Annotated in this window: 13 protein-coding genes; 9 read left to right on the top strand and 4 right to left on the bottom strand. The window is 46.7% G+C overall.

Annotation, left to right across the window (positions count from 1 at the left end):
- Nucleotides 1-6 precede the first annotated feature (6 nt).
- On the bottom strand, nt 7-942 hold the full coding sequence (locus AC6I3O_RS24255) for a late competence development ComFB family protein (protein ID WP_497853073.1): 936 nt from the start codon (nt 940-942) through the stop codon (nt 7-9).
- Nucleotides 943-955: 13 nt separating this feature from the next.
- The gene (locus AC6I3O_RS24250; protein ID WP_497853072.1) at nt 956-1,732 is read right to left on the bottom strand and encodes a ParA family protein; all 777 of its coding nucleotides are present in this window, start codon (nt 1,730-1,732) and stop codon (nt 956-958) included.
- A 196-nt stretch (nt 1,733-1,928) separates the two neighbouring features.
- On the opposite strand from AC6I3O_RS24250, the gene fliD reads away from it, so the two are divergent.
- Genes fliD through AC6I3O_RS24235 form a run of 3 tightly spaced genes read left to right on the top strand, consistent with a single transcriptional unit; the run spans nt 1,929 to nt 5,250 of the window.
- A complete protein-coding gene (gene fliD / locus AC6I3O_RS24245; RefSeq protein WP_497853071.1) occupies nt 1,929-4,436 on the top strand; it encodes a flagellar filament capping protein FliD in 2,508 nt (835 codons plus the stop codon).
- 22 nt (nt 4,437-4,458) lie between these two features.
- The gene (gene fliS / locus AC6I3O_RS24240; protein WP_497853070.1) at nt 4,459-4,830 is read left to right on the top strand and encodes a flagellar export chaperone FliS; all 372 of its coding nucleotides are present in this window, start codon (nt 4,459-4,461) and stop codon (nt 4,828-4,830) included.
- 12 nt (nt 4,831-4,842) lie between these two features.
- Complete coding sequence (locus AC6I3O_RS24235) at nt 4,843-5,250, top strand: hypothetical protein (protein ID WP_497853069.1); 408 nt, start codon at nt 4,843-4,845, stop codon at nt 5,248-5,250.
- A gap of 93 nt (nt 5,251-5,343) precedes the next feature.
- Here the strand turns inward: AC6I3O_RS24235 and AC6I3O_RS24230 are convergent, their stop codons facing one another.
- Nucleotides 5,344-6,060 carry a C39 family peptidase gene (locus AC6I3O_RS24230; protein ID WP_497853068.1) on the bottom strand — a complete coding sequence of 239 codons (717 nt, stop codon included), beginning with the start codon at nt 6,058-6,060 and terminating at the stop codon, nt 5,344-5,346.
- Nucleotides 6,061-6,159: 99 nt separating this feature from the next.
- Here AC6I3O_RS24230 and AC6I3O_RS24225 point away from each other — a divergent pair, with 99 nt between their 5' ends.
- From AC6I3O_RS24225 to AC6I3O_RS24215, 3 genes are all read left to right on the top strand, one after another.
- Nucleotides 6,160-6,933 carry a cell division ATP-binding protein FtsE gene (locus AC6I3O_RS24225; RefSeq protein WP_497853067.1) on the top strand — a complete coding sequence of 258 codons (774 nt, stop codon included), beginning with the start codon at nt 6,160-6,162 and terminating at the stop codon, nt 6,931-6,933.
- A gap of 85 nt (nt 6,934-7,018) precedes the next feature.
- The gene (locus AC6I3O_RS24220) at nt 7,019-8,476 is read left to right on the top strand and encodes a nucleotidyltransferase family protein (protein ID WP_497853066.1); all 1,458 of its coding nucleotides are present in this window, start codon (nt 7,019-7,021) and stop codon (nt 8,474-8,476) included.
- Nucleotides 8,469-10,160 (top strand): methyl-accepting chemotaxis protein, encoded by a 1,692-nt coding sequence (locus tag AC6I3O_RS24215; RefSeq protein ID WP_497853065.1) that lies wholly within the window; start codon nt 8,469-8,471, stop codon nt 10,158-10,160. Before AC6I3O_RS24220 ends, AC6I3O_RS24215 begins: the two co-directional genes overlap by 8 nt.
- A gap of 333 nt (nt 10,161-10,493) precedes the next feature.
- Here the strand turns inward: AC6I3O_RS24215 and AC6I3O_RS24210 are convergent, their stop codons facing one another.
- The gene (locus AC6I3O_RS24210; RefSeq protein ID WP_497853064.1) at nt 10,494-10,841 is read right to left on the bottom strand and encodes a sporulation initiation factor Spo0A C-terminal domain-containing protein; all 348 of its coding nucleotides are present in this window, start codon (nt 10,839-10,841) and stop codon (nt 10,494-10,496) included.
- A gap of 250 nt (nt 10,842-11,091) precedes the next feature.
- On the opposite strand from AC6I3O_RS24210, the gene AC6I3O_RS24205 reads away from it, so the two are divergent.
- The 3 genes from AC6I3O_RS24205 to AC6I3O_RS24195 all read left to right on the top strand — a co-directional run bounded on the left by AC6I3O_RS24205 (nt 11,092) and on the right by AC6I3O_RS24195 (nt 15,682).
- The gene (locus AC6I3O_RS24205; protein WP_497853063.1) at nt 11,092-11,787 is read left to right on the top strand and encodes a response regulator transcription factor; all 696 of its coding nucleotides are present in this window, start codon (nt 11,092-11,094) and stop codon (nt 11,785-11,787) included.
- A gap of 12 nt (nt 11,788-11,799) precedes the next feature.
- Nucleotides 11,800-14,397: a sensor histidine kinase gene (locus AC6I3O_RS24200; RefSeq protein WP_497853062.1), complete on the top strand. Its 2,598-nt coding sequence runs from the start codon at nt 11,800-11,802 to the stop codon at nt 14,395-14,397.
- A 124-nt stretch (nt 14,398-14,521) separates the two neighbouring features.
- On the top strand, nt 14,522-15,682 hold the full coding sequence (locus AC6I3O_RS24195) for a class I SAM-dependent methyltransferase (RefSeq protein WP_497853061.1): 1,161 nt from the start codon (nt 14,522-14,524) through the stop codon (nt 15,680-15,682).
- The last annotated feature ends 5 nt before the right edge of the window (nt 15,683-15,687 follow it).

The raw sequence follows: 15,687 nt of genomic DNA, 5'->3' as shown, positions 1-15,687 counted from the left end.
CTATTATTAATGTCTTGGATTATCCTTCACAATTATGCAGGCTTTGGTTGCCTCAACCGTAACGTCGGATATCAGCTTATTCGTATAAAAACTGATGAGAGGATCAACAGCAGCAGGCGAAGTGACGATATATCTTGGAATCAGTCCGTTCATTGTCAGCGCTATGGTGTCGGCGACACAACGGTCACATGTACAGACATCAAACTGGCGCATAAAATAGATAATCTTATCTTTCACAATTGACTCCATGATGTTCACATAAACAAAATCTGGTTCTGGCTCGGATTCAGGTACAGGTTCTTGCTTGGGAACCGTTGTAGGACCAGGTCCCGGAACGGATTCGGGATCTGGTATCGGTACGGAAGGAACCGGTTCCGGTGTGGGAACAGAAACCGGCGCAGGAGCAGGAGCCGGCTCCGGAGTCGGTACGGTAACGTTGTCGGAAACAGTTTCTATAGAATAAGAATCAGCCGTATCGGGTACGGCTGGAGTGTCAGCAAATCCGGACAAACTGGAAGAACCGCCGCCATTGGCGCTATTATCAGAGTCGGATACGTCGTTCGCAGACTCAATGACCTTTGCTGAACTATCTTCGTCCATAGAATCGTCGTTCAAAACCTCTGATGTATTTGAAACCGGTTCTTCAAATTGTGCGGATAATTTCTGCTGTATCAGATCGGCAACGGGATCTTCCCCGGTTGTGTCAATCACGGAAATATTCTGAACCGAAGCTGCGCTGGCAACAGTTTCGGCTTCGGCAGGTTTCGCGGAAGCAGAAGCCTCCGGTGATGCCGCTTCCACAGAAACCTCCGACGATGCTGCGTCTGCCGAAGTCTTCACGGAGGGGGTTGTATCTGGAGCCTCGTCTGCCGCAGGCTGGCTGCTGTCATGCCCGGCAAGCAGATTCAACACATGGGCGGTCTTATTGCTTTTTCTTGCCATTATCTATACCTCCTTATATTGTCTCGGAAGAAGTCATGTCCACTACTTCACGGATAAATTCCTGATAATCCAGAGACGGCTTCGCATGGGGAGCATGGTCAAATATGCTAAGACCATGCGCCGGAGCCTCGGCTACCGCTACGCTGGTACGAATCTGTGCGTTAAATACACACGCCCCGATCTGTGACGCAATATTCTCAGCCATCTCCTTAACCTCTCGGGCAAGCAGCGTCCGCGGATTATATTTCGTCAGAAGGATACCAAGTACATTCAGGTTGGGATTCACGCTCTGACGGACAGAATCGATAGTTTCCTTTAGCTGGGAGACGCCAAGAAGGCTTAAAATCTCCGGAGCCATCGGGATGATTAGATGGTCGGACGCCGCATATGCATTCACTGTGAGTACGTTCAGGGCCGGAGGAGTGTCAATAATGATATAGTCATACTCTGCAATCACAGGGAGCAAGGCTCTTTTAAGCAGTATATCCCGATCGGAAGAAGTAAATTCCAACTCTGCGCTGCTCAGCAAAATATTTGAAGTAATAATGTCGCAATAATCTGTATCCTGAATTGCATCTTTGATATTAACCTGACCTTTCAGTACGTCGTATATGGTGCTGCAGTTCTCGATATCCAATCCAAGGCTAAACCCCATGCTGCCCTGAGGGTCAAGATCGATTGCCAGCACCTTTTTATTGTAAAATGAAAACAGCCCGGCAGCCAGGGCGCTGGATGATGTTGTCTTGCCTACGCCGCCTTTCTGGTTCGTAAGTGCGATAATAGTAGCCAAAATAAATTCCTCCATTCGTAATTAAAACTTATCTAACTATTATTTAAAGTATACTATATGCCGATAAATAAGTACAGAATAAATTTGAATTTATGAAAAAGGTGCGGCAGTTAAGCTAGACATTTATGTACAAGGCAGCTATCGTACCGCACAGACAATAGGCATTTATGAATGAAAGAGAAAAGGAGAGATTAGTATGGCAACAGTAGGTGGATTAACGAACTCAACAGCTAACAGCATCCGCGGATACGGCGGCCTGGCAAGTGGAATGGATCGTGATACCCTGATTGAAGGTATGACATATGGCACTACCAGTAAGATTACACAGCAGCAGCAGAAGAAGCAGCAGCTTGAGTGGAAGCAGAACGCAGTCCGGGCTATCAGTGATATGATGATCGCATTTGCGAATAAATATACAGCATCTTTGACTTCTTCTAACAACTTATTCAGTTCTATGTTCTGGGGAAGGAATAATATTACGACGACAGGGGCGAACAGCAAGTTTGTTTCTGTGACAGGAACGGCAAGCGCGGCGAATGCTATCACTATCATGGGTGTAAAGCAGATGGCGCAGGATGCGAAGTGGTCTTCTTCTGAGTCTGTTTCAGATATGAAACTACAGACCGGGAAGATCGGGACGACAATAGATAAGAATGGAATGGACGGCAACGAATATGTCGTTCAGGATCTGGTAGGTAAAAGACTGGATTTTGAATATGGAGGAAGCAGTTACTCCGTTACTTTAGGGCTGACGGATTCCGAGGGTAAGCTCTATGATTATAAGACGGCGGAAGGAATTAAGAAGGCAATCAACGAACAGCTGTCAAAAGTAGAAGTGAATGACAATACGAAGCTGTCAGACCTTGTTGAAATTAAGGTTGGAAGCAATGACAATATAGAGATTGCAAAAAAGGCGGGAGCGGGAGGCAATGCTCTAAAAGTAGTCGGCGGCAATAATACGGCGTTAGATTTATTAGGGTTCCCAAGCAAAGAAGCGGACGGAGAGAAGGACAAAGAATGGGATCTTGCCACTGCAACTGCGGTAGGGAATAAACTTGATACTTCTAAGTTGTCACATAATATTAGTTTCGCAGAGAAAGTTGCGGGAAAAGAGCTGACTTTTTCCTATAATGGAACATCAAAGACAATCTATATGCCGTCAAAAGACAAATTGGATGGAACGAATGATAATGAGGTAATCCGTAAGTCTCTTGAGGTAATCCGTAAGTCTCTTGAGGATCAGTTGGCGTCTGCTTTTGGAAAGGGCAGAATTCAGGTAAACTTAGATGCAGAAGGAAAACTTAGCTTCACAACAACGAACCCGTCAGGAGGAAAGGACACGACCTCTACACTCACGCTTGTTTCCGGCAGCAGCGACCTTGTCGGGGCGAACGGCGTACTTGGAATTAAATCTGGAGTTACCAATCGTGTGAACCTGAAAGAATCGCTGGTTAATGCTGGTTTAGGGTTAACCGTTGGGGACTTTGACGGTACAAAGAATAAAATCCAGATTAACGGTGTAGACTTTACACTTAATAAGGATGAGTCTGTCAATGCTCTAATAGACCGGATTAATAAGAGCGGAGCTGGCGTAACCCTAAGTTATCAGGCAGTTGGAGATAAGTTCACATTTACATCCAATGAAAAAGGAGCCAGCGGGACCATCAATATATCTGGTGACAGCGATTTCCTGAATAAAGTATTCGGCGTCAAGACGACGGACGGAAAAGTAGAGGTTCAGGGGCAGGACGCCGTTGTCGCTGTAAAATATAAAGGTTCCGACGATGTTGTGGAACTGATTCGTGACAGCAATTCCTTCACAGTCGACGGTCTTTCCATTGGCGTAAAGGGAACGTTTGGATATAAAGTGAATAAAGACGACGCGGGACATCTCCTGGATGCGGATGGCAATTCATTAGCACCAGGCAAAGATCCGGTTATGGTGTTGGATAAAGACGCAGATGCAGTTGAGATCGATGCCAGAGTAAATACCGACAATATCGTGGACGGTATCAAGGCTATGGTAGAAGAGTACAACAAGATTATCGAGCTTGTGAACAAGGAACTTACCACCAAGCCGGACCGTGACTATTCACCGCTTACCAGCGAGCAGAAGAAGGAGCTGAGCGAGAGCGAGATTGAGACATGGGAAGAGAAGGCAAAATCTGGTATGTTGTACGGCGACAGCGACCTGAGAATGTTAAGCAGCGACCTTCGTTTCATTATCGGAGGCGGTAATGCGGAAGCATTGAAGGCAGTCGGAATCACGACGTCTACGCTGTATTCAGACAATGGTAAGCTGACCTTGGATGAGTCTAAACTGCGCGCAGCCCTGGAGACCGATCCAGAGTCCGTAGAAAAGCTCTTTACAGCGCCGCAGGGAACGAAAAATGAAAAGGGCAATGATATTACCGGAATTGCTACGAACCTCAAGAATGTAATGGATAAGTACGTAAAGACGCTTGGTTCCATGGACAGCAAGGGTATCTTGATTAAGAAGGCGGGATCTACAAGCTCACCTATGAGTCTTACCGAGAATGGTTTCTACAAACAGATAGCTGAGATCAATAAGCAGATCTCTAAGCTCCAGACAAGGCTGGAATCAGAGCGTGACCGTTACATCAAGCAGTTCACAAGCCTGGAGACATTAATCTCCCAGATGAATAGCCAGAGCAGCTGGCTGAGCCAGCTTGGAGGCTATTAAGAATAGATAAAAGGGGAAGAATATGTATCAGAATGGATATCAACAGTATAAGATGCAGTCTGTGAATACGATGACACGCAGCGAGATGCTTCTGCTCTTGTACGATGAGCTGATTAAGCGTCTTAACAGGGCTCAGATCGCATTGGATGATAAGAACTATGATTTGTTTGATAAATCAGTAAAAAGGTCGAGGGAGATTGTAGAGTATCTCAACAAAACTCTGAACATGGAGTATCGGATCAGCTATGATTTGAGGAGGATGTATGAATTCTTCCTCTTTGAGCTCAGCAGGCTGCAAGCTGGCAGGAACAGCGCTGTAATCCAGGAATTGAAGCCCCTTGTCGCAGAACTCAGGGATGCGTTCAAAGAAGCAAGTAAGACGGCTGCCGTATAAACAGGAGGATGTATGGAGAATCAGGAAGAACTTTTGACAGAAGTCCTAAAACGGGTGCAGCGGAACTATATGCATATGGTAGAGATTGAGAGAGTGACGAAGGATCTTGCAGACGCAATGTCCAGAAATGACCAGGAAGCAGTCCAGCTTCTTATGAAGATGCGGCAGGATGAGTTGGAACGGTTTGGAGAGACAAAGCAGGAGATTCAGTTATTGGCGGAAGCCGGAGGCGAAGAAAAGGAAAAGGTCAGATCATGGCTTCGGGGAGAAGATCAGTATCAGCCGGAGAACTTTGAAGCCAGAAAGATTAAGGAGCTTAGCTGTCAGTTGTCACAGGTTTTGGAGCGGACCATTGCCATCGATAAAGTAATCAACTTAAAAGTGGCTGGTAAAGACTCTTATTATCAATCAACGCAATAAAAAGAAAAGATAGGAGCTGGCGGAAATCATTACATTTCTGCCAGCTCTTTTAAATTTGCATACATAGCATCTTGCCATTAATGTGAGATCTGCCTACTTGGGCGATATACTCCAGACTGGTCCGCCGGAATTGGCAAAGCGGCTCAGTTCATCCAGAAGCGTCTGAACTTCCCACGGAGTCTGCGTGTTCTCAAGGCTGGCAGGGTCGGCTACCCGGACTTGAGTTCCGGTCCAGTAATCCGTAATGATAATAAAATGCCCGCTTCCGGTAAAATGGCCGGGCCCCATCAACGCTACCAGGATATGGCCGCTTGACAATTCGGATAAGACTCCTTCTACCGTAAAATTCTGGAAGGAGCTTACCTCAAACCCAAAAGCAGCGGCACACTCAGGAATAAAATTATGCGCCGTCCCGCCTCTGGGCGCCCAGTAATGGTTGGCAGCCGCCCAGTCGGCCATCTCTGGCGGCAGAAGGGGTTGGTTCGTGAAGCTGGATACGATCATGGCGAGAACCGTAGGACCGCATCCGTATTTCCTGAGAGGATCCTGACCTCCATACAAATGCTCCGCCCAGCGGGCGTCAGATTGATTATAATAAGTAAGCATCCCGATACTGCTCTCGACAGTCAGGGAATATTGTCCGTCTGTGACAACCGGAGCTTCGACAGGGTCCGGGGCGGCATCCGGCAGCGCCGGTGGCGCGGGTCGGACAGTGCCGGACGCAAGGTCAATCCGGGAAAATGGCATACACAGAAGCGAGGCTATGGCAATAAGTCCGATAAGAGCCCCGTAAAGTAGTTTCTTTTTCATCTTTGTCTCCATATTTCGGAAATTATATTGACTGTTTTCACAAATAATAGTATATAATAAATATCGGTAACAGTGGGAAAAAAATTAAGGTGGGAGTATATGGCACAGATTATTTTCGACCATGTGACGAAACAATACAAGAACGAAGTCGCATTGAAGGATATTTCCTTTACCGTAGATAAGGGGGAATTCGTTTTTATCGTAGGTAAAAGCGGAGCCGGCAAGAGTACGCTGCTGAATCTGATTATGAAGCAGGAAGAGGTGACTTCCGGGCAGATCATAGTCGAGGGCAGGAGGCTTGACACTATGGACCGTAAGAGGGTTCCGATGCACAGAAGAAGGTTAGGAATCATGTCACCAGAAGTTGGGCTATTGAAAGATCGCTCGATATATGATAATATAAGGTTGGCGATTCTTGCGACCGGTAATGCAGATGAACGGATACGGTCGAAGGTGATTAAAGTTCTGGGATTAGTTGGGCTTGCTGGAAAGTACCATGCATACCCAGATGAGCTTTCCGGAGGAGAGCAGGCGAGAGCGCTTCTTTCGAGGGCCCTTGCTGTCCAGCCGGAGATCTTGATTGCGGATGAACCGACAGCGAATCTTGATCCGGATTCGGCGTGGGATCTGATGCAGTTATTCGATGAACTGAATTACCGGGGAATGACGATTCTGGTAGCCAGCCATGCAAGAGAACTGGTTACAATCATGAAGAAGCGGTGTATTACACTGGTGGCCGGAAGGCTCGCTGTGGACGCTAAACGGTCGATTTATGATCAGAAAGCAATGGATGTTTTTGCTGAGAGAAGAATTCTGGGAGAAGAAGAAAAAAATAGTGAAAAAATGTTATATTTGCCTGATAATGTCCGATAATAAATTTAAAGGGTGTAATTAGTCGAAACTTAATTCGAGAGGCCTGGAAGGGAGGAAACGAACGATTAATTTTGAGATCAGATATGTGTTAATATTGCTGGCAGCAATTATTAATCAGAAACCGATTCAATCCATGCGGAAGCATGTAAGATGGGAGTCGGTTCTTGACGTTTCTGAATATCAGGAGATTGTTAATATTGTCTACGTCGGACTGTTAGGGATTGAGAAGAATATTTCGGAAGAATGCAATGCTCAGTTCTATCAGGAATATAAGAAGTCGCTCCTACTGTATGAGACATACGAGAAGGTAGAAGAAGTCATAAAGTGGCAGTTGGAGAGATATAATATTGAAGCATTATTTTTACTTGATTCCAGTGCGAGCGAGATGTATCCTAAGCCGGAGATGGCGCAGATCAGGCAGGTAGAGATCCTTGTGAACAAGAAGGCTCTTCCCTGGATTAACAGGATCATGCTGGATATGGACTATGAGCACAGAGAGGATTCAACATGCAGCGGCATTTTATACGTACGTGTACCGGGAATCAGGGTTGTGTTCTATGACGCTATGCCGATTGAGAACAGAATGGTTCAGCGTTTTTTCACGGGACCCATTAAGAGATTTCGGTGTGCAGAGCCCTACAAGTACATACATATGCTGTCCAATGAGGAAGAGTACCTGTACCGGGTTGCAAGAATGGTGGAGCTGTATATTACGGGCAGATTAAAGATACGGGACATTTTAGACCTGTGGCAGTATCGGAAGCTTTTAGGAGAGCAATTCCGGTGGAAAACTGTAAAAGAATTGTTAGATAAGGCGGACTGGGAGGAATTCGCAAGCCAGATTGATATTCTAGGGACACTCTGGTTTGGAGAGGATGCTGAGCAGCAGTATGGACTTGCGCTGGAACTGGAAGAGTATATTATTTCCCGCGGCCGTGAGAACAGGCATCTGGACGAAACCTTGCTGCCATGTGAGAAGATCCGGCTGGATTTCTACTGGCGCAACCGGGATAAGGAATGGGCCTTGAGAAAGCAGGCTTGGATGTTCCCGTCGAGAGAATACATGATTCGCTTTTTCCCCATATTGGAAAAGCATCCGTATTTACTTGGCTTCTGTTGGATAATCCGTAATTGGCGTTTTTTTAGAAGGATCTGTGCGAATAAGTGTAAGAAAACAGGTTTTCGGCTTAGAGTCAGATTGTTAGACATACAAGAAAAATTGAAAGGAATGATTAGGAGAAGAAAAAAAGAAGAGGGAGTAGAGGAGCCTGAAGCTACATCCGGAGATGTCATACCACAGGCAGAAGAAGTAGGATTCCCAGACTGTGATGCAGAAGAAGAACGTGTGCCTCAGAGTATTGAGCAAGGAGAAAGAAGCGGTACACCTGGCAGAGATACGGAGGAAGAGAAAAGTTCCCGGGATGCAAGGGAGGAAGAGACGACTTCTCGGGATGCAGAGGAAGAAGAGGAAGACTTACGGAACGAAGATGCAGAGGAAGAGACTGCAAATATAGAACAGACAGAAGGAGAACGAGATGTTTAAGAATTTAAAAATTAGAATGAAATTATTGGTGGCATTTGGAATAGTGCTGTTATTAACTGCCTTACTTTCCGTTTATTCCATATTACAGTTGAGGAAGGCAAGTGATAACCTGACTGGTTTTGTGAATGGGTCTGTCGCGGCAGACGACGCAGTAAAGGCATGCCGGATTGCAACGTTTATAGCGGCGAAAGATATGCGGGATATGATTATCGGTGGGAAAGCTGATTCTGATAACCTTCAGGGAATTGCGGAGAATGAGGAGAGTATACGGACGAATCTTGAGAAGATCAAGGAACTTGGGATTCTGGATAAGGAACAGGTTGCGGAGCTTGAGTCCTTGCTGACAGAATGGATGGGAGTTGCAGAGGAGATTATTGCACAGTTGGAGTCCGGCGATCCGATGGGGGCTGCCGAAAAAGTGCGGACCGAATGTACGCCTCTTCTCGATGAAGTAATCAGCGAGATTAATGCGTTGAACACAGAGACGGTTAATATACGTGCCAACACCGTTGAGGATAGCGTAAAGACAACGAACATGAGTATGATTATTCTGCTGGTTATTACCGTGGTTGCGATCATACTTGCTATGATTATCTGTGCAATCGTTACAAAGCTGATCGTATATCCGGTACATCAGGTAGAAGAAGCAATGCAGGGGCTTGCCCAGGGAGAGATGTCCCAGACTTTGGAATATGAATCTGCGGATGAATTTGGCTTGCTGGTAGGCAGCGTTAAGGAGACGTGTCAGGTATTGGAGAATGTTGTTTCCGATCTGTCGCGTCTATTGGATGAGATGTCAAACGGCAACTTCGACCTGTTTGCAAACGGCGAGTATTACAGGGGAGACTTCGGGCCGCTGTTGACTGCAATCCGCAGGATGAACCGCAGTTTAAGTTCAACTATGAGGCAGATCAATGACGCTTCTGATCAGGTAGCAAGCGGCGCGGATCAGGTATCTTCCGGCGCGCAGGCATTATCACAGGGAGCTACGGAGCAGGCAAGCTCTGTGGAAGAGCTTGCGGCTACCATTAATGATATTTCAAGAGAAGTAAACAATACGGCCGAGAATGCAAGGGAAGCAAGCGAGAAGGTTATGGAAGCTCAGACGAAGCTTTCAACTTCCAACGAACAGATGCAGGATATGATTGCGGCTATGGGCGAGATCAGTCAGAAGTCAGGAGATATCGGCAAGATTATTAAGACCATTGAGGATATTGCATTCCAGACCAATATTCTTGCACTGAATGCGGCAGTTGAGGCGGCGCGTGCAGGAGAAGCCGGCAAGGGATTTGCAGTAGTTGCAGATGAAGTACGTAACCTTGCTTCCAAGAGTGCGGAGGCGGCAAGCAATACGACGGCATTGATTGAAGGTACGATCCTTGCGGTTGAGAACGGTACGAATATTGTAGACCGTACTGCGGCGGCAATTTCTGAGACGGTTGAAAGTACGAAAAGCGCAGTTACATATGTGGATAAGATTTCTACTGCGGCAGTCAGCCAGGCAGAGGCGGTTACACAGGTAACGATGGGTATGGATCAGATTTCCAGCGTTGTCCAGACCAATTCTGCAACGGCAGAGGAGAGTGCGGCGGCAAGCCAGGAGCTGTCCAGCCAGTCACAGTTATTGAAGTCTCTGGTATCACACTTTAAGTTAAGAAGCGCAAGGCCGGGCGAGAATAATTAAGAGAACGTGATAGAGTGAATAAAAAGAGAGAACCTTGAAGTAGAGGATTCTCTCTTTTTATTTGTTTTTTACGATTGAGGGGCACAGCAAAATCCCGCAAACCGTATAGCCTGCGGGATTTCGTTGTAGTTATAGTTGTTCTAAAAGGAATGAGAGTAAAGTCTTGCACCATCTGTTATAGTAAAATGATGCTTACTTTATTGAGGGGGGAGATAGTGATGTTCATCAACTATCTATTAATAGTATAAGAGATATTTATGTCCAAAGTATGTTGATTCCATTAAAGAAAAAGAAAAATTCTTAAGAAGGACTTAAGAACTTAAAAAAGATAACCTAAACCAAAGGTGTTGATATTGATTTGTGCTTAATGTGTGCAGTGAGTATATCAAAAAATTCACTGGACGGCGGCTTGGTGGTTAATGGCCTCAAAGCTATCTCTTGTAAAAGATTCTTGTTTCCTCTGTCCCAGCATACCTTAATTACGGTTCGCAGATCCCTTTCGACACTATAACTTGTGGTGTAGTAATGCTTTGCAATCTGTGGATATAACATTTTACTGACAGATAAGAGATAATCTTCATTTTCCAAACATAGTTTAATTCCATAGCTCAGATAGCGGTATCCGCGGTATGTGGCGCCAATGCCAAGGGAACGGATAAGATACTCAATTTTCTGCTCCATAACAATATCCTCAATAACTTTACACTGAGAAACGAAAGCATGCTACAAGGTCATTATAGCGAAAATATTAGGGCATTAAGCATTGGCGACAAAGACAGTAATTTTTCGACATACTAAGATATTATTCGACATTATAGTGCATGCTGCTAATGAGCAGAAAAGCCTAGTTTTCATAATATATTAAGAATTTATGCAGATACCTCTTAAAAAATAAATGTTATTCTTGTATAGTATAAGGGAGGTGATGAAAATGGCTAAGATATTAGTATGTGACGATGAAAAAGAGATTGTAGAAGCAATCGATATCTACCTGACTCAGGAAGGGTATGAGGTATTAAAGGCGTATGACGGGGAGGAAGCGCTGCGGGTATTAAAGAACCAGAAAGCGGATCTTTTGATTCTGGATGTGATGATGCCGAAACTGGACGGAATCCGGGCGACGCTTAAAATCCGGGAACAGAATAACATGCCGATTATTATTTTATCTGCGAAGTCTGAGGATGCGGATAAGATTCTTGGATTGAATGTCGGGGCGGACGACTATGTGACGAAACCATTTAACCCACTGGAATTGGTGGCAAGGGTAAAGTCACAGCTGCGCAGGTATACCCAGCTTGGCAGTACTGCGGAACACGCCGGGCAGGAAGTGTATGAAGCCGGCGGGCTGGCAATCAACGACGACCTGAAAGAAGTGACCGTGGACGGGGAGCCGGTGAAGCTTACGCCTATTGAATATAATATTTTGCTGCTATTGGTAAAGAATCAGGGGAAAGTTTTCTCCATAGACCAGATTTACGAAAGTATCTGGAATGAGGACGCTATCGGCGTGGATAATACGGTGGCGGTGCATATCCGGCATATCCGGGAGAAGATCGAGATTAATCCCAAGGAACCCCGCTATTTGAAAGTGGTCTGGGGAGTCGGGTATAAGGTGGAGAAATTTTAGAAGGGAGTTTGTATGAGGCAACAATGGTATGGGTCAAAGACTATGAAAGGCCTGTTGATTATACTGGCGCATGTGCTTGCCGTGGCTGCCGCGGTAAGTTTCCTGTGGTCGATGACATATCCGGCGTTTGTGGCCGAGGTGTTTTCGGGCAGCGGGTCGAGTGAGTACGAGGATACGGATATTTTCAAGAATCGGCTGATAGACCTGAACTGTGAGGTTATGAGAGGGCTTAGGGTGCAAGAGCTGGTCGAGACGGACGGGGCGTATGACCCGCAGAAGATCATTGATATCCAGGAATATCAGCAGTCATCCGGAGTGGAGATGAGATTCCCGGGAGAGAATATCCATGGGCTTGCCTATAAGCTGGGCGACTTGATTGCATGGGGCAATAACTGGGGGTATAACGGGGAAGGGCTCTATGACGCAAATGGAGGCTTGGAGGACAAGATAATCGTATGCAGGCGTCCGGATAAGACCTTTCATTACTATTATTACAGTGAATTTAAGGAGCTGGTCAACAGCGGAGAGCTTAGGTTTGTAATCGCGACGGATGAGTCGGGAATTTCAGAGGGCGATATCCTCGCCGAACTGCGGGACGGCAATTTTATCAATAATTCGGAAGCCGCGTTCAAAGGGCTTCAGGATATGGAAGGGAAGATTGTCTATATCGACTGCTGGAGCTATGACGGCGGCTGGATGGAGGAATTATATAAGCCTGTGGACGCGGAAAATATTATGCAGGTGGCAAATGATAATCCGGAGTGGAACGGACGTCTCAACGATGCCTATGCCATGCTGAACAATGCGATCTTTAGCCTGCAGGACGCCTATAGCGCCTATGAATGGATGGAAGAGGGATATCAGGAAGGTGATACGAACCTTACCTATTTATATGCAGATACGGAGAAAGGACTCGTGTATACCAACCGGAAGGAATTTCGGGATTATGGGAAATTAAAGGAGAATCTGGAAACGATCCGGACGATGGGGAAATATGCGGTCATAGAGCCGGAGCTGAAGGATTTTGAATCGAATATCGAAGGGATTGACGCAGCGGAATGGAGGGATGAAATCAAATACTCCGGCGGAAAGGAGAAGGGATTCATCTACGCTGTCAGTGTGGACACCGAATATCCCATTAAGGACTCGCTCTATTCCGAAGCACGGCAATATGAAAAATATAGCCCGTTTGTCCGGGGCGTACTGATACTGGGAGCATCCTCTATCGTTTTGCTCGTCGTGATTTTGATATGGCTTACGGCAGTTGCGGGACGGGATGGACAGAGCCAGGAGATAAGCCTTAACTGGTTTGACCGGTGGAAGACGGAACTGGCGGCAGGGGCAGTTGTCCTGGCCTGGGGCGTGCCTGTGGTCTTATTCGGAAGCAGAACGCAGCTTTTAAGCACAGCCGGGGCTATGTCTAAATGGATGTACTATGAGGCGGAGTATGCGTATATTTCACCGTCCGGTACGTTGGCAGTGGGGGGAACGATTGCAGCATATACCTGTGCAATGTTCCTGATAGGATATCTGAGCCTTGTAAGGAGAATCAAGGCGAGGACGCTTTGGAAGAACAGTCTGTCTAGGAGCCTGATTCGTTTCTCGAAGCGTGCGTTTGCAAGCCTCCATGCAGTCTGGAAGGCGGTGGCGGTATTTACGGTTTTTGTGCTGGTCCATTGGCTGGCCTTACTCAGCAATGGAAATGAGTATGCCGTTGCCCTGATGCTGGCCGGGGAGCTGGCAATCTTCATCTATATGGTGAGGCAGGCTGTCGGACGGCAGAAGATTGACATAGGAGTTGACAAGATTGCAGGCGGAGAAGTAGACTACAAGATTCCCCTTGACGGTATGGGGGAAGAACAGAGAAGTATTGCAAAGAAGATTAATTCTATCGGGCAGGGATTAGATGCGGCATTAGAAGAGAGCATCAAAAGTGAACGGCTCAAAACGGATCTGATTACGAATGTCTCCCACGATATTAAGACGCCATTGACTTCTATTATTAATTATGTGAATCTTTTGAAACAGGAAAATTTTGACGATCCGAAGATTATGCGGTATCTGGATATTCTGGACGAGAAATCCCAGCGCCTCAAGACACTTACGGAGGATGTGGTGGAAGCGTCGAAGGTGAGCTCAGGGAATATCACCCTGGAATTCATGAATATTAATCTGGTGGAAATCATACAGCAGACCAGCGGGGAATTCGAGGAGAAATTTACGGCGAATGACCTTACGGAGGTGATGTCACTTCCGGAGCATGAGGTTATCATCCGTGCCGATGGAAGGCGGCTCTGGCGGGTATTGGCGAATATCTATAATAATGCAGCCAAATACGCAATGAAGGGAACGCGGGTCTATGCAGACCTCTACACCATAGGGGATGCAGCCGTGTTCAGCTTGAAAAATATTTCCGATCAGCCGCTTAATATTTCGGCGGATGAATTGACGGAACGGTTCATACGGGGGGATATCTCCCGGGGGACGGAGGGCAGCGGGCTTGGGCTGTCGATAGCCAAGACGCTGACTCAGATGCAGGGAGGGAATTTTGAGCTGTATCTGGACGGGGATTTGTTCCGGGTGACGCTTACATTTCCGCAAAACCATTAACGGTTATGCACGCGGTATCCTGGCGCAGGCAATGGGGCAGTTTGCCTTGCCTGCACGGGGCAGCCGCGTGTTTTCGTTTTGATACTTGCGTTTATCCGGAAAAAACATTACAATAGTAGATACTATGGATGAATTAAAAGTATTACTACAGGATAATCTGAATATAGAGTTTCGGTCAGCCGTGCTGAGTAATCCGAGACAGAAAGACGTTGCAGAGAAGATGAAGGTGCGCCCGCTGCTCCACAAGGAGAAACTGATGTTTCAGATTGAAACCTTCCGCAACCATCAGGCATTTCACAGGAATGCAAAACCTGAGGAAGCGTGTATGCTGCTTCTGGAAGCGATGGAGAATATGCGGCAGATGCAGATGGAGACAGCAGAGCGGCTCTATACCGTGCTGGTGAGTAAAAAAGGCAAGGTGACGATAAAGAAGAAGGCTTTGGAGTGTGGGAGAAAGGAGATTGATTTAAGCCACAACCGCAAGAAGCGTTATATCCTTGAGGAAGGAAAACCCGTCCCATTTCTGATTGATTTGGGAGTCATGACAGAGGAAGGCAAGGTCGTCCGTTCAAGATTCGACAAATTTCGACAGATTAACCGGTTTTTGGAGTTTATCGAGGATATTTTGCCAGAGCTTGATCGGGACCGGGAGCTGACGATTTTAGACTTTGGGTGCGGCAAGTCCTATCTGACATTTGCCATGTATGATTATCTGCATGAGCGTAAGGGGTATGACGTCCGGATTATCGGGCTGGATTTGAAGAAGGAGGTTATTGCCCATTGCAGCGAGCTTGGCAGGAAATACGGTTATGAGAAGCTGACATTCCTTGAGGGAGACATTGCGGGCTATACGGGCGCCGAACAGGTGGATATGGTAGTCACCCTTCATGCCTGTGATACGGCGACGGATTATGCACTGGCGAAGGCGGTAGGCTGGGGGGCGAAGGTAATCCTGTCTGTGCCGTGTTGCCAGCATGAGCTGAACAGTCAGATTGCAAGCGACGTATTAAAGCCTATTTTCAAATACGGGCTGATTAAGGAGCGCATGGCGGCGCTTGTGACGGATGCGCTGCGGGCAGAGTATCTGGAGTGTGCGGGGTACGAGGTGCAGATCCTTGAGTTTATTGATATGGAGCATACGCCTAAGAATATCTTGATCCGCGGGGTCAGGAGTGGGAATAAGGGGGAGAACCGGGAGGCGGTGAGAAGGTGCGAGGAGTTCCTGCACGTGTCGCCGACCCTTGGGCGTCTGCTAGTGCGCCATCCAGATGGAGCACTAGAATAAGAAGG

It is taken from the genome of Sporofaciens sp. St.21A7, assembly GCF_059728535.1.
This window is presented reverse-complemented; position numbering and strand designations above follow the sequence as displayed.